Annotated in this window: 20 protein-coding genes and 1 tRNA gene; 9 read left to right on the top strand and 12 right to left on the bottom strand. The window is 45.7% G+C overall.

Going from position 1 to position 17,611, the window contains the following annotated elements:
* Nucleotides 1-51: 51 nt before the first annotated feature.
* Together C2758_RS05660 and C2758_RS05655 are read left to right on the top strand one after the other, a co-directional pair.
* Nucleotides 52-1,302, top strand: coding sequence for an aspartate kinase (locus tag C2758_RS05660; protein ID WP_215327327.1), 1,251 nt, complete (start codon nucleotides 52-54; stop codon nucleotides 1,300-1,302).
* 61 nt (nucleotides 1,303-1,363) lie between these two features.
* Nucleotides 1,364-1,458, top strand: a tRNA-Ser gene (locus C2758_RS05655).
* 65 nt (nucleotides 1,459-1,523) lie between these two features.
* On the opposite strand, the gene C2758_RS05650 is transcribed toward C2758_RS05655, so the two are convergent.
* The 7 genes from C2758_RS05650 to C2758_RS05620 form a co-directional block, all read right to left on the bottom strand.
* Nucleotides 1,524-2,486 (bottom strand): tripartite tricarboxylate transporter substrate binding protein, encoded by a 963-nt coding sequence (locus C2758_RS05650; RefSeq protein ID WP_215327326.1) that lies wholly within the window; start codon nucleotides 2,484-2,486, stop codon nucleotides 1,524-1,526.
* A gap of 82 nt (nucleotides 2,487-2,568) precedes the next feature.
* On the bottom strand, nucleotides 2,569-3,396 hold the full coding sequence (locus C2758_RS05645; RefSeq protein ID WP_215327325.1) for an SDR family NAD(P)-dependent oxidoreductase: 828 nt from the start codon (nucleotides 3,394-3,396) through the stop codon (nucleotides 2,569-2,571).
* On the bottom strand, nucleotides 3,397-4,137 hold the full coding sequence (locus C2758_RS05640; RefSeq protein ID WP_215327324.1) for an SDR family oxidoreductase: 741 nt from the start codon (nucleotides 4,135-4,137) through the stop codon (nucleotides 3,397-3,399).
* Nucleotides 4,138-4,139: 2 nt separating this feature from the next.
* Nucleotides 4,140-4,925, bottom strand: a complete 786-nt coding sequence (locus C2758_RS05635) for a citryl-CoA lyase (protein ID WP_215327323.1) — start codon at nucleotides 4,923-4,925, stop codon at nucleotides 4,140-4,142.
* A 10-nt stretch (nucleotides 4,926-4,935) separates the two neighbouring features.
* Nucleotides 4,936-6,456, bottom strand: a complete 1,521-nt coding sequence (locus C2758_RS05630; RefSeq protein ID WP_215327322.1) for a class I adenylate-forming enzyme family protein — start codon at nucleotides 6,454-6,456, stop codon at nucleotides 4,936-4,938.
* Between the two features lie 28 nt (nucleotides 6,457-6,484).
* Nucleotides 6,485-7,477 (bottom strand): tripartite tricarboxylate transporter substrate binding protein, encoded by a 993-nt coding sequence (locus C2758_RS05625; RefSeq protein WP_215327321.1) that lies wholly within the window; start codon nucleotides 7,475-7,477, stop codon nucleotides 6,485-6,487.
* 71 nt (nucleotides 7,478-7,548) lie between these two features.
* Nucleotides 7,549-8,859: an amidase gene (locus C2758_RS05620; RefSeq protein ID WP_215327320.1), complete on the bottom strand. Its 1,311-nt coding sequence runs from the start codon at nucleotides 8,857-8,859 to the stop codon at nucleotides 7,549-7,551.
* Between the two features lie 338 nt (nucleotides 8,860-9,197).
* On the opposite strand from C2758_RS05620, the gene C2758_RS05615 reads away from it, so the two are divergent.
* Genes C2758_RS05615 through C2758_RS05595 form a run of 5 tightly spaced genes read left to right on the top strand, consistent with a single transcriptional unit; the run spans nucleotide 9,198 to nucleotide 11,003 of the window.
* The gene (locus C2758_RS05615) at nucleotides 9,198-9,494 is read left to right on the top strand and encodes a hypothetical protein (RefSeq protein WP_215327319.1); all 297 of its coding nucleotides are present in this window, start codon (nucleotides 9,198-9,200) and stop codon (nucleotides 9,492-9,494) included.
* A gap of 46 nt (nucleotides 9,495-9,540) precedes the next feature.
* Entirely contained in the window at nucleotides 9,541-9,981 is a 441-nt protein-coding gene (locus C2758_RS05610; protein WP_215327318.1) for a Smr/MutS family protein, read from the top strand.
* A gap of 30 nt (nucleotides 9,982-10,011) precedes the next feature.
* Entirely contained in the window at nucleotides 10,012-10,347 is a 336-nt protein-coding gene (locus C2758_RS05605) for a YqjD family protein (protein ID WP_215327317.1), read from the top strand.
* Nucleotides 10,348-10,353: 6 nt separating this feature from the next.
* The gene (locus tag C2758_RS05600) at nucleotides 10,354-10,722 is read left to right on the top strand and encodes a phage holin family protein (protein WP_215327316.1); all 369 of its coding nucleotides are present in this window, start codon (nucleotides 10,354-10,356) and stop codon (nucleotides 10,720-10,722) included.
* A complete protein-coding gene (locus tag C2758_RS05595; protein WP_215327315.1) occupies nucleotides 10,722-11,003 on the top strand; it encodes a YqjK-like family protein in 282 nt (93 codons plus the stop codon). Before C2758_RS05600 ends, C2758_RS05595 begins: the two co-directional genes overlap by 1 nt.
* Before the next feature lie 8 nt (nucleotides 11,004-11,011).
* On the opposite strand, the gene C2758_RS05590 is transcribed toward C2758_RS05595, so the two are convergent.
* Entirely contained in the window at nucleotides 11,012-11,530 is a 519-nt protein-coding gene (locus tag C2758_RS05590) for an adenine phosphoribosyltransferase (protein ID WP_215327314.1), read from the bottom strand.
* Between the two features lie 11 nt (nucleotides 11,531-11,541).
* On the opposite strand from C2758_RS05590, the gene C2758_RS05585 reads away from it, so the two are divergent.
* Nucleotides 11,542-12,105 (top strand): 5'-methylthioadenosine nucleosidase, encoded by a 564-nt coding sequence (locus tag C2758_RS05585; protein WP_215327313.1) that lies wholly within the window; start codon nucleotides 11,542-11,544, stop codon nucleotides 12,103-12,105.
* Nucleotides 12,106-12,135: 30 nt separating this feature from the next.
* Nucleotides 12,136-13,809 (top strand): AMP-binding protein, encoded by a 1,674-nt coding sequence (locus C2758_RS05580; protein ID WP_215327312.1) that lies wholly within the window; start codon nucleotides 12,136-12,138, stop codon nucleotides 13,807-13,809.
* 20 nt (nucleotides 13,810-13,829) lie between these two features.
* Here C2758_RS05580 and C2758_RS05575 read toward each other — a convergent pair whose 3' ends face one another.
* Genes C2758_RS05575 through C2758_RS05560 form a run of 4 tightly spaced genes read right to left on the bottom strand, consistent with a single transcriptional unit; the run spans nucleotide 13,830 to nucleotide 17,527 of the window.
* Complete coding sequence (locus C2758_RS05575; protein ID WP_215327311.1) at nucleotides 13,830-14,738, bottom strand: transporter; 909 nt, start codon at nucleotides 14,736-14,738, stop codon at nucleotides 13,830-13,832.
* 24 nt (nucleotides 14,739-14,762) lie between these two features.
* Nucleotides 14,763-15,299 carry a hypothetical protein gene (locus C2758_RS05570; protein ID WP_215327310.1) on the bottom strand — a complete coding sequence of 179 codons (537 nt, stop codon included), beginning with the start codon at nucleotides 15,297-15,299 and terminating at the stop codon, nucleotides 14,763-14,765.
* 22 nt (nucleotides 15,300-15,321) lie between these two features.
* Nucleotides 15,322-16,620, bottom strand: a complete 1,299-nt coding sequence (locus C2758_RS05565) for a U32 family peptidase (protein WP_215327309.1) — start codon at nucleotides 16,618-16,620, stop codon at nucleotides 15,322-15,324.
* Nucleotides 16,621-16,657: 37 nt separating this feature from the next.
* Nucleotides 16,658-17,527: a fumarylacetoacetate hydrolase family protein gene (locus C2758_RS05560; RefSeq protein ID WP_215327308.1), complete on the bottom strand. Its 870-nt coding sequence runs from the start codon at nucleotides 17,525-17,527 to the stop codon at nucleotides 16,658-16,660.
* Nucleotides 17,528-17,611 lie beyond the last annotated feature (84 nt).

Raw genomic sequence — 17,611 nt, 5'->3', positions numbered from 1 at the left:
TTAGACCCTAGGGAATGTAATTCCCTGTAAATAGAAAATACAACGGTTTTTATGGCTCTTATCGTTCATAAGTATGGTGGCACCTCAATGGGCTCGGTTGAGCGCATTCAGAATGTCGCTAAACGCGTTGCCAAGTGGATGCGTGCAGGTCACCAGGTGGTTGTGGTGCCTTCAGCGATGTCCGGCGAAACCAATCGTTTGCTTGGCTTGGCAAAAGATATCAATCCTGATGCCAATCCTCGCGAACTCGATCAAATTGCCTCTACAGGTGAGCAAGTCAGCTCTGGCTTATTAGCCCTGGCATTGTTGCGTGAGGGCGTTGATGCAGTGAGCTATGCAGGTTGGCAGGTAACCGTCCATACAGACTCCTCATTTACTAAAGCGCGCATCAAGAGTATTGATGACAAAAAAATCCTGGCTGATCTCAATGCAGGGCGTGCGGTAGTAGTAACAGGTTTTCAGGGTGTTGATCCCAATGGCAATATCACTACCTTAGGTCGCGGTGGTTCTGATACATCTGCTGTTGCCATGGCTGCAGCATTGAGAGCGGATGAGTGCTTGATCTATACCGACGTAGATGGTGTCTACACGACAGATCCGCGTGTTTGTGAAGATGCGCGTCGCTTGGATAAAATTACTTTTGAAGAGATGCTAGAGATGGCAAGTCTAGGGTCAAAGGTATTGCAGATTCGTTCAGTGGAGTTTGCTGGTAAGTACAAAGTTAAAACCCGTGTTCTGTCATCACTGACAGATCCGTTGATGCCTTTAGACCAAGAGATGAAGTCGGGCACCTTGATTACATTTGAAGAGGACAGCACTATGGAAGCCGCAGTTATTTCCGGCATCGCCTTTGCGCGTGATGAAGCAAAAATTACCGTTCTGGGAGTTCCTGATCGCCCAGGTATCGCCTATCAAATCTTGGGTCCGATTGCGGATGCCAATATTGATGTGGACATGATTATTCAGAATCAATCATTTGAGGGTAAGACAGACTTTACTTTTACAGTGCCACGCGCTGATTACCAAAAAGCATTGGACTTGCTCAAGAAGAATGTGCAGGCCCATATTGAAGCAAAAGAAATTAATGGCGATCCCAAGGTCTCTAAAGTATCTGTAGTTGGTGTCGGCATGCGCTCCCATGTAGGTGTTGCAAGCAAAATGTTCCGCACATTGTCGGAAGAGGGTATCAATATCCTCATGATTTCTACTAGCGAAATCAAGATTTCAGTAGTGATCGACGAGAAGTACATGGAGCTGGCTGTGCGTGCTCTGCATAAGGTATTTGAGTTAGACCAGAAGTAAAAGAAACCTCTGGGTAGCGGTTATCCGTTACACTATGGTTCGTTGTACTAGTATGAAATACGGAGACGTGGCCGAGCTGGTCGAAGGCACTCCCCTGCTAAGGGAGCATCGGGGCTAAAACTCTGATCGGAGGTTCGAATCCTCTCGTCTCCGCCAAGTGCTATAGAAGAGCCCCTACCACGGGGCTCTATTTTTTTGCCCTATGACATTGAATACAGGGTTTAGTCAAGAGAGGCGCCCGATGCTTTAACGATCTTCGCCCAGCGTGTAATGTCTTCTTGAAGCTGTTTAGCAAATTCTGCTGGAGTCATGTTTGCAAGCTCTACTCCAGTGGCCTGCAGTTTTTCTCTCAACTCGGGATTGGTCAGGGTTAACTGCATCTCCTTTTGCAATTTATCGATGACTGGCTTAGGCGTGCCTTTAGGTGCGAATAAACCTATCCAAAGAGTTCCAGAAAAGCCTGGAATCTTTTCTGATATGGATGGGACCTCGGGCAGTAGGGGGGAGCGCCTTGAAGAGCTCACACCCAGGGCAACTAATTTTTGAGTATTAATGTATTGCAAAACGGATGGCAAGCTAGCAAAAGCAATTTGAATTTGCCCACCCAAGAGATCATTGAGTGCGGGTGCAACTCCTTTATAGGGAATATGTTGCAACGATATCCCATAGCTTTGATTAAGCATTTCACCTAAGAGGTGATTTAGCGTCCCATTACCAGCTGATGCAAATTGGTAAGTCTCCGGGGGCTTTGATTTAACTAACTTTAAAAAATCATCTAGATTCTTGGCCGGAAAATTAGCATTTACAACTAGAACATTTGGAACTGATCCAACCATGGCCAGGGGAATAAAGTCATTGACTGGATCAAAACCTGGATTCTTATAGAGGGCGGGATTAATAGCTTGAGCACTACTAATTGTCATTAAAAGTGTGTGACCGTCCTTCGGGGCATTGGCAACAAACTGAGTGCCAATATTGCCGCCAGCACCCGGTTTATTCTCGACAACCACGGAGGCTTTGATTTGCTCTCCGAGCCGCTGTGCAACTACTCGACCCACAATGTCATTTGTTCCACCTGGTGCTTGGGGAACAATAATGGTGATTGGTTTATACGGATAGGCAGTTGCTAAACTACAAAACAAGCAGAAACAAGTCAGGAGTCCTAATTGCAGGAAGCGGTTCATTAGAGTCTCTTTAATTTGGAGTAAGGTTAAAAAATACCTCAATATGATCCAGTAGGGAAATGGGTGCTGACCCTTAGTTTTGTTAGGTATATTTACCGGTAATGCCCCCATCCACTACCAGTTCTGTTCCGGTAATGTAGGCTGCTGCATCTGATACCAGGAAGGCGCAGGCATGAGCCACATCCCATGCTGTTCCTGATCTACCCATAGGAACTTGCTTATCCCTAGCGGCACGAGCCTCATCTAGACTATTTTCAGAGAAAATCTTTGCTACCGTGTTGGCAATGCGTGGGGTATCGATTAAACCGGGCACCACTGTATTGGCACGAATGCCTTGGCTTGCGTATTGTTGGGCAATCATCCGAATAAATTGGGTGTTGGCTGCCTTAGTGACGCTATAGGCCAAATGCGGGTAGCCTAAATAGCGCATACCCGCTACCGATGAAATAGCGATGATATTTCCTGTGCCTCTGGATGCCATCTCAGGCAAAACCTCCTGGGCTGCCAGCAAGAGGCTACGAACATTCACTTTATGAATGCGATCAAAATCTTCGGCACTCGTTTCCATAGGGCCACCAACTTTACCGATGCCCACGTTGTGATGCAAAACATCGATAGGGCCAAATTGATTACGAGCCTCAAAGAAGAGTCGCTTCACTTCATCTTCTTCAGAAACATCTCCAATAAAAGTCTTTGCAATACCACCTTCCTGCACAATAATCTTCGTGGTTTCTTCTGCGGAGGCCGCATCTCGATCAACTACGCAGACATTGGCGCCCAGTCTGGCGTAAGTGACACAAGATGCTCTACCAATACTCCAGCCCGGTCCAGCCGAGCCGCCGCCAGAGACTAAAATAGTGCGACCAGTTAGATCGGTTGGTAAGCCGGGAGGATGTGAAGTTGAGTTCATTTATTGATGTAGTCCTACAGTCATGCCACCACAAACATACACTACTTGGCCGGTAGTAAATCCAGCGCGTTGATCTAGTAGTGAAGCAACGATATGTGCTACTTCTTCTGGTTGACCAATGCGACCCAAGGGTATGCTATCAAGAATACGTTGTGTAGCAGGTGTACCTAGAGGGTTTGCACTCTGAAAGAGCTCTGTTGCAATAGGGCCAGGTCCAATAGCGTTCACAGTGATGCCATCAGCCGCAAGCTCTAAGGCCAATGTACGCGTTAGTCCTAGTAAGCCTGCTTTAGAAGTGGCATACGCAATACGCTCTTCTTTACCCAAAGCGGCGCGACTAGAGATATTCACAATCCGTCCAAAGTGAGCTGCTTGCATGGTGGGGAGAAGTTCCTGTACACAAATAATGACTGCGGCAACATTCACATTCATCACTGCATAAAAATCTTCAATGCTGGTTTTTTCTATTGTGGCAGGGCGCACAATACCCGCATTATTGACTAAGCGGGTAATGGGATACTTTGATATCGCCTTTATTAGCGTACTTCGCAATGCAGTTTCATTTGATACATCGACCTCATAGAAACTCTCATGAGGTGAACTTTCTTGAGGGGCTATTTTGTCAAAGTTAATGACGTGCATCCCATCGGCAATCAAACGCTCAGCAATTGCTCGCCCGATACCGCGGCTAGCACCTGTAATCAATACGCATTCTCTCGCTAATTGAGTTTGAGTACCCATGCTTAGCCAATCTTATTGGCGCCATCCACAAAGGGAATGGCATGTTCAACGGTATCCCAAATAAAACGGCCAGAGGGACTTTGTTGCTCTTCAACAATATGGGCTACCAAACCTGCTGAGCGTGAGATAACAGCAAAGCCACGCATGACTGCAGTCGGAATGCCGATCTCACCCAGCAGTGCAGCTACTGCACCAGTAGCATTGATCGTAATCGGGCGACCAGCTACCGTATCAACGGCTTTCGATAGAATTTCCAGTGCTCGGATCTTATCGCCCTTGAGGTCTGGTTCAGCCCGACCCATTTCTAATAGTTTGTATGCTCGTGGGTCTACTGGTTTATGAAGGTGATGCCCAAATCCCGGAACTGCTGCCTTGATTACTTTGTAATGTTGCGCTATCTCGAGCGCTTCTGCCTCAGGATTACTCGCCGCTGTAATGCGATCTAATAAGCCGGAACAATTTTCCATGGTGCCAATGAAAGAACTACCAACAGCCAGCAAGCCAGCTGATACGGCTCCTTGAAGATTTTCTGGTGCACTCATGTAAATCAATCGCGTTGCAATGGCACTGGGTGTGAGGCCATGTTCCATGAGAACAATGAGTACAACGTCTGTGATTCGGATATCTACAGGTCGTGGAGTTCTTCCTAAGATTTGCATCAACATCACTTCGGTAAACGTTTTTTTACCCATCAAGTCTTCGACAAGGTCTGCATCGCGATAGTGCAGACTGGTAAGAGTATGGGTGCACAAACTAGTTACTGGCGTTTTGTTGGATGAATTAGTCATGATGGCTTAATTAAGAATGTGTTGAAGGGTTAAGAATATTTTGGAGGACGGCGCTCTTGAGTAATTTGCCCACATTAGAGCGAGGCAAACTCTCATAAAAGTGGATACGTTTTGGTGTCTGAACCGGCCCCAAGAGTTCGCGCACAAAAGAAATGAGGGCTGCCTCATCAACCTGTTGGCCGGGGCGAAGTTGTACTGCTGCTTGCACGCTTTCTCCCCACTTATCATCTGGAACGCCAAAGACCAGACATTCGTGAACGGAGGGGTGTTGAGTTAAAGCATTTTCAACATCTACTGGATACACATTAAATCCTCCGGTAATCACGATATCCTTGAGGCGGTCTTTTAGATAGAGGTAACCACGCTGATCAATCAAACCGCGATCTCCAGTGTGCAGCCAGCCATTAATGATCGTTTCCGCAGTTTTTTCTGGCATACGCCAGTAGCCTGTCATGAGAAGATCACCGCGTACCACTACCTCACCAATTTCGCCTGTTGGTAGGAAACTTCCATCAGGCGCCATGATTGCGACATCACTAAACCAGGTAGCGCAACCAACTGCAGCCCAATTTTGAGGATCTTCAAAATCCTCCGGTTTCATAATGGTTAATATTTGAGGGGCCTCAGTTTGACCATAAGTAGTGCAAAGTACGGGACCAAAAAATTCACGGACAATACGCACTTTTTCAGCGGGCATTGGTGCGCCACCATATATCAGTCTGCGTAGCTTGGGAAAATCCTTGCGCGAGGCATTGGGTAATGCCATCAACATGTATAGCATTGTTGGTGGCATAAAGGAGGCAGTGCCACCACGCTCTCTAAAGGCTGTGCGAACAACTTCAGCACCAGCCCCATCTAGGATGACATGGCATCCGCCTTGCGCTAGGATGGGCAAAATATAAGTTGATGTGCCATGAGTAATTGGCGCAGCGACAATATAGCGCTCATGTTCATCAAAGCCCCACGACTGAATCTGGTTAGTTATATTAGCCAGCCAGGCGCGATAGGGTTGCATCACTCCTTTTGGAGCGCCCGTAGTACCGCCAGTAAATTTGATCGCTTGAGTGGCATCTAAAGGCAGGTCAAATGATGGGAGTGAGGCGCCATCGTAACCTTGGATCAGACTACCCATTGTTTTGCTTGATGTTTGCCCATCATCCATGCTGGTTAGGATAAAAATACCTGGGGCATCGGTTAACAATTCACCTAAGGCTTGATCATGAATGATGAGGCTTGGTTCTGTGATGTCGATGATGCGTCGTATTTCAGGTCGAGTACTTTTAGGGTTGAGCGGAACCCATACTTTGCCAGAGGCAAGTACCGCCAATAGGGCGATGATGTGCTCCGCGCTATTGCCTGAGCAAATTGCCACGCGGCTTTGAAGATGAGGGTCCAATGCAACAAGGGCGCTAGCAAGCGCCTTCACTTTGGAGGCTAACTCTTCATAGCTAATCGGGCCAGTAGGGGTGTCAATGGCTGTGCGCTTTGGCCAGCGCAAAGATGCTCGCCAAAAGAAGTCGATTGGAAACATGCGGGGACTTCCTTCTTTCTGGTGTGTTTTATTCGGCTTTTGCGCCAGATGCTTTAACTACTTCACGCCAGCGTTTTACCTCAGCTGTTGCGAAGTCACGCATTTTCTCTGGCGAGCCAGGTTCAGGTGTAGCTCCCAACTCTTGCAGACGTTGACGCACATCTGGCGCAGTGAGGGCTTTATTTAGTGCTGCATTAAGCTTTTCAATGATCGGCTTCGGGGTTCCAGCAGGAGCAGCCAAGGCAAACCATGACTGCACGTCAAAATTGGGGTAACCAGACTCGGCAAGTGTAGGTACTTCGGGCAGCAATGGTGATCGTTGCGCACTGGTAATGCCAACTGCACGCAGCTTTCCACTTTGAATATGAGGCATTGCAGAAGGGGCGTTATCAAACATAGAATCTACCTGACCTCCTAGTAAATCTGTGACGGCAGGAGCGCTCCCCTTGTAAGGGATATGGAGCATTTGGATTTTCGATTGCATCTTAAACATTTCGCCGGAGAGATGAATAGATGAGCCGCTACCGGAGGAAGCAAAAGTCACGCCATCTTTTGATTCTTTGGCGTAGCGCACATAGTCCGCAACTGTTTTGATTGGAAGATTTGGATTGACTACCAAAATATTGGGGATCTTGGCAATCATGCCAATCGGATCTAAATCTTTGAGTGCGTCGTACCCAAGTTTTGGATAAAGCGACATATTGATGGTGTTGGCAATTGAGAAGGCATAAAGGGTATAACCATCAGCTGGTGACCGTGCAACGATTTCTGCGCCGACATTGCTATTGGCGCCAGGCTTGTTTTCAATAATCACTGTCTGACCCAAGGTAATGCCCATTTTTACTGCAACTAAACGTGCCAATATGTCTGTAGCCCCTCCAGCAGAGTAGCCAACAATGATCTTGATGGGCTTATCAGGCCAACTTGCGTTCGTTTGAGCGTTTGCTACTCCTACCGCACAACAGGCTAGGACAGTGATTAATACAAGTAAGCCTCTACGCTTCTCAAAAGATAAGGACATTACGCTTCTCCTAAATTCAGTTTTCAACACATCCCAGATTCATATCTGGACATGATTCATTTATAACACCGCTAGTTGTTTAGAGTCTTAAAGCTTGCCTCGGCGAACGCGGCCATATTGACTAATTTTTCATCCTCACAGTAAGCACCGATGAGCTGAACGCCTAGTGGAAGTCCATTACTGGATTTGCCTACGGGTAGTGCGATGGCTGGAGTGCCTATAAAAGTCCAAAGAGAGCAAAAGATCGGATTTCCGGTAAAGCTGAGACCTTTTGGTGCCTCGCCGGTTGCAGGGGGTGCCAAGATTGCATCAAAACGCTCAAAATATTTACCAATCGACTTACGTAAGGCAATCTGCAGATTCTTAGCTTCCAGATAATCTCTTTCCGAACACGCATTTCCTTTTTCAATTAATTCTTTTATATCTGCGCCCAACATTTCAGGAAATTGTTCAAGATGTTTTTTATGTACTACTGCAGCCTCATATGACATCAGTACCGCCAATGCTTCTATTCCATCCCAATAAGTCTGTGGTAACGATAATTCTTCAATGCTGGCGCCTGAGGCTTTTAATAATGTCGCCGCCTTTTTTAAGATATCCATCTGTTCTTGGCTTAACAATTCATCGAATGGAGAACTGAGAATTGCAAAACGGGGTTTCTGCTGATCTAAAACTGCATTCACTGGTTTAAGAATAAGCTCAGGAATCACAATTGAATAATCCTCTTCAGTTGTGGAATTTTTGAGAAAATTAAATGCACACACTCCATCTGCAACGGATCTGGTAAAAAAACCAATGTGATCTAGTGAGCCAGAAACTGGATGGACTCCGCTGCGGGGAACTGCTCCATAACTCGCCTTATATCCAACGATTCCACAATATGAGGCCGGTCTAATAATGGACCCTGCAGTTTGGGATCCTATCGCCAGCGGCACAATCCCGCTTGCAACCGCTGCTGCAGAGCCACTTGAAGATCCTCCTGGAGTGTGATTACTATTCCATGGATTGCTTGTAGCTCCCGGATTACGCCACGCAAATTCGGTTGTGACGCTTTTACCAAAGATAACGCCACCTAAGGCGCGAATCTTTTTGACTATTTCGGCATCCTCACTAGGTACAAAATCTTTATAAATTGCAGATCCATAGCTTGTTACGAAATCTTTTGTATCGATCAGATCTTTAATTGCCACTGGAATACCCCTAAGCGGACCCAAGCCTGATTGTTGTATCAGAGTGGGTAGTGAAGCTCTGACGGTAAAAGCTTTTAATGTCGGCTCCAATGCATCTGCTAGCGCCACGCATTGCCCTAAATAGTCATCTACCGAAAGCTGCTCCTTCTGGATGAGCTCGCAAGCTTGCACAAGGCTACTTTGTATTTTCATGGTGATTCACTGTCTCTGTTTAGTCCTTAGTCCTTTATACCGCATCTGATCATATGTATAGCTTGCCTGCCATTAAGTCAGCATCCAAAAAACAACATATTAATTAAAGTTCACAACTTCACAACTTCTGTAGTATAGTATTACCAAAGGAGGTGAAATGAGAAGAGCGATACCAAAAACACATCAAGCTTTAGATTGGATAGGGAAGGGAATGACCGCAGCTCAGGCCGCTAGAAAGATGGAAATTTCAGAATCTAGCGTCTACGCCGCCTTAAGAAAAACAAAAGCAAAAGATTTAGGTTGTTGTCCAACATGTGGTCACAAATTAAGGAAATAAGATGAAGAAGACTCTATTGGCTGTTGTCTCAGTCTCTGTAGCTGCCTTGGCATATGCAAATACCTCATCGGATTCTTCCGAGTTGTTAAGCCAGCAATGCAAGATCTCTGCTGAAGCTGTCTCTACATTAAAGGGCTTACGCTACGGCAATACCTCGATTCGCAAGGATGTAGCCGGATTGATTAACTTAAATCTAAAAGTTCAAGAGAATAAAGATGCAGCGCAAATGACCCTAAACCGGATGGTTGATGATCAGGTCAATTCAACATCTGCTTTAGAAGCAAAGTATTGTTCTTAATAATGTTATGAATGAGTCATTACCCAATCATCTGTAAAGGCGTTTGATGATCCATTCATTTGAATGTCTAGACTGTGGCAACCCCAGGGGCATGATGGGGGAATGTCGTCAATGCGGAAGTGAGGAGCTTCCTATTCCGCATAGCGACACGATGGTGCTGAATTTAAAGTTTGATAGCCCAAGTGCCCAGGAGGCTTTGGATAGATTAACTATTGGGCTGCGCCGAGCTTCGGAAGTAGGTATCAAGGCAATCATTTTGATACATGGCTATGGGGCTAGCGGTGAGGGTGGCAAAATTAAATGGGCTGTACATGATGCTCTGGAGAATAACTATTTCTCAGACCGTGTTGATGAATATCACTTTGGCGAGCAAACCGCATTTGGTAGCGAGGCTTACCATGCGCTTTTGAGAAGAAGGCCTGGATTAAAAGCCTATCTAAAGCACTTCAAGGAGGGCAATGCAGGTATGACGGTATTAATACTGTGATCTTTGGGATCAATTGCTTAGAATAGAACGATGACTACCAAAAAACCAACAAGTACGCAGGAAGAAGCTCAGATCCATTCAGAAGTTTTGATAAGTGACTTCAAGGCGCTTATGGCAGACGCTGAGGATCTCATCAAGGCAACCGCAATCCATGACGATGGCCCACTTGGCGCAATTCGGTCAAAGGCTTTGGAGACGCTCAATAGCGCAAAAGAAAGTCTATCCTCTGTTGAGGGTACTGTGACTGAAAAAGCTAAAGTCGTTGCGGAGCGCACTGATGAGTTTGTCCATCGAAATCCCTGGGAGGCAATAGGTGTTGCAGCTGGGATTGGCTTGTTAGTAGGTCTTTTTATTCGTCGTCGCTAGGAATTCATGTCTCAAGAAAACCTTTTATCCTCCCTGAAGAATCTCGTCTCCACGGGGGCATCTATTGCGCAGACTCGTCTGGAGTTGATCTCTACTGATGTGCAGATTGCGCGCACTAAGTTCTTGAGTCTTTTAGTGATTGTGATCTTTACCTTGTTTTTCTTATTCTTTGGCTTGGTGATGCTGGCTTTACTTATTGTGATTTATAGTTGGGAGACTGATCGGGTCTTGGCGCTAAGCTTGCTAACCAGTGGTTTTTTAGCCGTAGGCATCATTTTGGCGCTGGTAGTCTTGCGCTTGCTCAAAACTATGCCCAAACTATTCGAAGCAACGATTGCTGAGTTGGCTAAAGATCGTCAGGAGCTCTCTAAATAATGGGCAAAATACTAGCTGAACTTCAGGCAAGGCAAAAAGTGCTGCAGGAGCGGGCAGCCCAAGAGCGTGCTGACTTTGCTTTGCATTTTGAGCCCATAGAAAAGCCCTTGTCATGGGCTGATAAGGGTATGGATGCATTTAATTTTATGAAGAGTACGCCGATCTTGTGGACGAGTGCGTTCGCAGTACTAGCGCACTACAAACCCAAACTTGCCAGTAAAGTACTCGCAGTAGGCTGGGGCACTGTCAAGTTTCTCAAAGGCGCTAAAAGTCTTTTGTAAGACCCGCATTAGGCAATAAAGACTGTCTTATTGGCGACTCCGTTCTGGGTGAGGATATCGCCACCATGTAAACCAGCAATTTCTAAAAACGTGAGAGCACCAGCAACGTTAAAGCCAGCCTTTTTGAGTAATTTACTGGCTGCGATGATGGTACCGCCGGTAGCTAGTACGTCGTCCACAATCAAAACCCGCGAGCCTGACGGCAAAGTAGATTGGGCAATTTCCAAGGAATCAGAGCCGTACTCTAAGCCATAGGATTCTCGATGGCTTGCCAAGGGTAGCTTATTGGGTTTGCGTGCTAAAGCGAGGCCTTTATGAGTCTGATAGGCGAGGGCGCTACCAAAGATAAAGCCCCGTGATTCAATTCCTAAAATATGACTGTAATCAAATTGCTGTGCAAGTGCCTCTAGTTGCAGTGTAGCCTCCTTAAATGCACTCGGATTAGCTAATAAAGGAGAGATATCCCTAAAGAGAATTCCTGGCTTAGGAAAGTCGGGGACTACGGGTAGATAATCTAATAAATTCATTATTGGCTGATATGAAAACACAATTACTCATTATTACCGCATTAGAGTCCGAGCTGGATAAAAGCGCGTTACCAGCGGGTGTCGATATTGTGTATTCTGGAGTAGGCAAAATCAATGCAACTGCGGCCAGTATTCAGGCTATTCATGAATATCAGCCAAAGCGGATAGTGAACTTTGGCACCGTTGGAAAAATTAACTCTGCTCTACAAGGCTTATTAGAAATCGGTAAAGTAATGCAGCGAGACATGATGGCGGTTCCTTTGGCACCTAGAGGCCAAACCCCTTTTTGCCCTAAACCATCCCACTACCTTTCTCTTGGGGGTGAGCATACTTGCGGCACTGGAGATAGCTTTGTGACAGCGCATGATCCTTGGTTAATCTCCCAGGGCATTGATGTAGTGGATATGGAATTATTTGCGATTGCGAGTATTGCCTATCAATCAAATATTCCATGGCAATCATTTAAATATGTGACTGATGATGCCAACGCTGATTCGGGAAACGAGTGGACTCATCGCGTAAACCATGGCCAAGAACTCTATCTAGAAAAGCTCAAAGAGCTTTTGAGTGCCTAAGGCACACCCAACCCAATCTCTTAATTGCTGATGCAAATGAACAATCAAAAACCTTGGCTTAAAAACTATCTCGAGGGCGTTCCCCATGAGATTGATTTAGCGGGCTATTCATCTATCGTTGATTTAATAGAAGAATCTTTTAAGAATTATCCTAATCGCGTTGCAATGGAGTCGATGGGTCACTCCATTAACTATCGTCAACTCGATATACTGTCTAAGGACTTCGCTGCGTATTTGCAAGCATTAGGTCTTGAAGCGGGTTCGCGTATCGCTATCATGTTCCCGAATGTGCCGCAATACTTAATTGCAATGCTTGGCACCCTTCGTGCAGGCTTTGTCGTAGTCAATATGAATCCGCTCTATACGGCTCGTGAGCTAGAGCATCAGCTGCAAGATAGTGGTGCATCCATCTTGGTGATGCTAGAAAACTTTGCTCACGTATATCAAGAGATTTCCAATCAAGGGCTTGTAAAGAAAGTGATTGTGAGTAGCATAGGTGAGACTCTGGGGCCGAAAGGCGTCATTATTAATTTGATTGCTCGCCATATTAAAAAGCTGATTCCGCATTGGAGCTTTCCTTGTATCAAATTCAATCAAGCTCTCAAAATTGGCTCTGGCCATGGCTTTACTAAACCCAATCTCAGGCAGGATGATATTGCTTTTTTACAATACACGGGCGGCACTACAGGGGTTTCTAAAGGCGCAGTTTTATTACACCGCAATATCTTGTCCAACATCATTCAGATTGAATCTTGGCTTGAGCCTGCTTTAAATAATCGTCAGCAGCAATTAGTGTTTTTATGTGCCTTACCCATGACCCATATCTTTGCGTTAACTGCCTGCGGTTTGCTTGGAATGCGTAAGGGTGCCAAATTATTATTGGTCGCCAACCCCCGTGATATCACTGGCTTTATTAAGCTGCTGATGAAACATCCTGATATCAATATTTTTCCAGGCGTCAATACGCTTTTTCATGCGCTGATACATCGCCCAGAATTTAAGCATGTACGTTTACCCCATCTCTTAGTTACCATCGGCGGTGGCATGGCGGTCCAAAGGAAGACGGCTGAACTTTGGCAAAAAATGATGGGGGTGCCGATTGCTCAAGGATATGGGCTATCGGAAACTTCCCCAGTGGTTTGTGTCAACACGCCATTTGTAAAAGAATTTACGGGATCCATTGGCATGCCAGTTCCTGGTACGGATGTATTGATACTCGATGATGACGGAGTAGAGGTTCCATTCGGCACACCTGGAGAAATTTGTATCAAGGGCCCACAGGTGATGGCGGGTTACTGGAATAGACCTGAAGAGACTGAGCAATCTATGACGGCAGAGGGATATTTTAAGTCTGGCGACATCGGCATCATGAGTTCCGATGGCTTTGTCCAGATTGTGGATCGTAAGAAGGACATGATCGTCGTTGCTGGCTATAAAGTATTCCCTAATGAAATTGAGGAAGTGATTTCTCAAATGCCTGGCGTAAGAGAATGCGCTGTTATTGGACTGTCACACCGTAAGCTCGGTGAGATCGTCAAGGCCTATATCGTCAAAGATAAGCCTGAGTTAAGTGAGACTCAAGTCATTCAGTATTGCAAAGAGCAAATGACCAGTTACAAACGTCCCAGAAAGATTGCTTTTATTGAGGAAATGCCCAAGTCTAATGTGGGCAAAATCTTGCGCCGTCATCTGCGCGACCTATAAATAAGCAAATAAACAAAAAACTATAAGCCACCGCCAAAGCGGTATTGCCAAGAAATTCCATACAAGTCATAGCTATTATTGGTTCTTGAGTACGCACCTGTGCTCGCCGATAGACGAATCGAATTATGTTTATTTACTGGGTAGGACATCGTTGTGCCAAAACGCCAGTTCTCTTGACTGCCGCTAATCGGGTTGCCATTTAGGTATGATTGCCCGCCAATAAAGTAAGTGGCATCTACTGAGATCCAGGCGGTATTCTGAAAGTAGTAGATTCCATGTGTTTGTGTTGAGTAAACCGGGTTCTGAGATAGCGAGTTGCCGCCCATATAGTCAGTATTGCTAGTGTAGAAAATACCAGCACCAGCAAGTTCAAATCTCCAAGAGCCAAGTGCCTTAGATACGCCAAGACCCGGCTGGATAAACCAACGATTAGCTCCCACATTAATGAGTTGATTGTCGTTGTACTTGCCCCATGGCACTGATGCTGCAAGACTGACACCAATAATTAGATCTTGCTGATAGCTCTTAAATTGATCTAGAGTTAATGCTGGAGCACCATAAAGGTTAACTGCCGCTTTGATGAGTGGATCTGATAATCCCTCGGTACTGGCATTGACTGTACGTCCACCAATGGTGCTCGACCCAGTCAGCTGGCCATAAGGAAGTACTAGAGTGATCTTGCCGGATTGGCCCCCTGCATCAAAGATATGAGTAAGACCCATGACTTCACTTGTCAGGGTGTAATTACCAGCCTTAGCTTGTGCAACCCCAGCGCTGATGAAGTTAATCCCAACGGGTGCATTGGAATAAGTTCGCGCTTCAATTTCTTGGGCATAAGATAAATCTGGTAGTAAAGCGCCTGTAATGAGAAGTAGCCAAACGCCTATTACAAAAGTCCGACCTTGAGAAATGGAGTGCAACTTAATCATCCGAGCTATATGACTCAAGTTTGATTAGTTTGGATTGGATTTGTCACCAAACAAAATCTTGATGGTTGCGTTGCCGCCAAGCATGATGCTCATCCCTGTCAGGAGTAAATAAGGCCACACAATTAACCAGTACACAATCGACATAGCCACTACGCGCAAGGGATTGGATTGTCCAAATTCAGTCATAGAGACCAAAAACGCTTTGCCATGAATTAATCCATGCACTCCAGCTTCTAAATAATTTAAGCCCAAAACAACCAGAAGATAAACGAGGGATTCTAAGAGGAGTGAGCTAACGATGCCATGCTGTTTATTCACTTTAATTGGATATGCAGCCTGAGCGATTAGCATAAATTTGGCACAGATTGCCGCTTTGAACAAAGCAAAGCCAAAGATGGATAAGGGAATCGGTCTCTCATTCAATGATGTTGCTGCTAAAAAAGCAAGAGCACAAAACCAAGAACCAAAGTAAATGGTTAGCTGAAATGCTTTGACGAACTCTTCTTTGGCTTTTTCTTTAAAACCATGGGCAGGGGCTGAGTTGGGTGTCGAGGCGCTCATAAAAACTGTCTGAAGTATTTCATTAGCAGTTACTGCAAGAGCTAGCCTCAACCGGTGCTGGTTCCTGGGTGTAGCGCGCAATAAATGCATGCTTACTCTTGAGTGGCAATTTAATCCACACAAAGTGACCTGAGCCAGGGGCAACGTCAATTGGCTCATCTTTGAGATTCCACATGGCATCTAAGACCATATCTTGATTACCTTCGGGTTCAATGATTTCTAACTTATCACCAATCGAGAAGCGGTTCTTTACATCTACCTTGATGCGACCTGAGGCTTCATCAATCTCCAATGTCTCACCAACATACAAACTTCTACCCGAGAGGGAGTGGCCACGCATATAGAGTTGATACTCTTTATCGTGGTGACGCTCATAGAAGCCATCGGTATAGCCACGATTTGCAAGGCCCTCTAAATTTCCGATGAGGGACATATTCATGGGGCGACCCTCTACCGCATCATCAATCGCAGTGCGATAGGATTGGCAAGTACGTGAAACGTAATAGGGTGACTTAGTGCGACCTTCAATCTTGAATGAGTCCACACCCATCCTGGTCAAGCGTTCGATATGTTCAATGGCACGCAAATCTTTGGAGTTCATGATGTAAGTTCCGTGCTCATCTTCTTCCATCGGCATTAAATCATCTGGGCGACGTGCCTCTTGAAGAAGAACTACATCACCACTGGTATTTTGTTGACCAGGCTTTACCTTGTAATCCCAACGACAAGCGTTAGTGCAGGCACCTTGGTTAGAGTCGCGATGGGACATGTAGCCAGATAGTAAGCAGCGTCCAGAGTAGGCGATACACAAAGCGCCATGTACGAATACCTCTAATTCCATTTCTGGACAGTCTTGGCGAACTTCTTCAATTTCATCAAAAGATAGCTCGCGTGACAAAATCACTCGACTGATGCCAACAGAGCGCCAGAATTTTGCAGAAGCGCCATTGACCGTATTGGCTTGTACCGATAAATGGATCGGCATATCTGGCCAAGCTTCTCTGGCCATCATGATGAGGCCGGGATCTGACATGATCATCGCATCAGGCTTTAAGGCAACTACAGGATCCATGTCTTTAATATAAGTACGGGTCTTACCTCCATGGGGCAGTAGATTGGACACAAGGTAAAACTTCTTACCTAAAGCATGGGCAGTATCAATACCTTCTTTGAGCGTCTCCATTTTGCCGAAGTCGTTATTACGTACTCGCAGAGAATAACGCGGCTGCCCAGCATAAATAGCGTCAGCACCAAAGTCAAAGGCAGTACGCAGCATGGAGAGGCTGCCGGCCGGGGCGAGAAGTTCTGGAATCTTAGTCATAGCGCTATTTTAAGGTCTACTGAGAGCTTTAGCTCGATTACTCATCCGCTATAGAGTTGCGCAGTATTCCAATGGATTCAATCTCAATTTCACAAATATCCCCTGGTTTCATAAAAACAGGGGGTGTCCTTGCATAGCCAACGCCAGCCGGGGTTCCGGTAATCACCAGATCGCCAGGCTCCAAGGTCATGCACTCGGTTATCAAGACAATGGTCTCTGCCACGTTCCATAAAAAGTCTTTGGTATTAGCGTTTTGCATCACTTGACCATTTAAGCGCGACTGAATACTCAAGCCATCACAGCCAAGGGGAAGTTCATCTGGGGTCACGAGCCATGGCCCAAAAGCACCAGTTTGATCGAAGTTTTTACCAATGGTCCATTGGGTAGTTTTACGTTGGTAATCTCGAAGACTGCCATCATTAAAAATGCTGTACCCTGCTACATATTCCAAAGCATTATCCAATGTCAGATGGCGCGCCTTTTTACCAACTACAAAGGCGAGTTCCGCTTCGTAATCTAATTTATCGGAAACGCGAGGCCGAATGATGGGGCTTAAATGCGCTGTTAATGAATTAGGACCACGCATAAAAAAGCTTGGGTATTCAGGTCTAGCGTTGCCACCTTCTTTTGCATGGTCAGCATAGTTCAAGCCCATACAGATAATTTTTCCAGGTTTCTCAATAGGGGATCTAAAAGTGATAGCTTCAATCTCTCCTTTAATTGCCTTTGAATTTTTGATTGCTGCTGCAGCGCGACTTAAAGCTTCTGGCGATTCAATAATCGCTTGCAAGCTATTGGGTATCGAAGGATCTGTGGCAGATAGATTAATAAAGGTATTTGAACTCCCTGTTAAGAGAGCGCCCACACCGTTATGGCCACTTGAATCTCGATAGCTAAATAGTCTCATTGCACAGCCTCCAATTAAATGGGTTTATTTGTTGTTAGTAATGGCAGTATAGGGCAGTCCTTTAGAGTATTAAGTCTCTTCAAC

It is taken from the genome of Polynucleobacter sp. AP-Sving-400A-A2 (assembly GCF_018688155.1).
GTDB lineage: Bacteria > Pseudomonadota > Gammaproteobacteria > Burkholderiales > Burkholderiaceae > Polynucleobacter.
The sequence above is the reverse complement of the archived record's forward strand: the minus strand, read 5'-3'. Positions and strand labels throughout refer to the sequence as shown.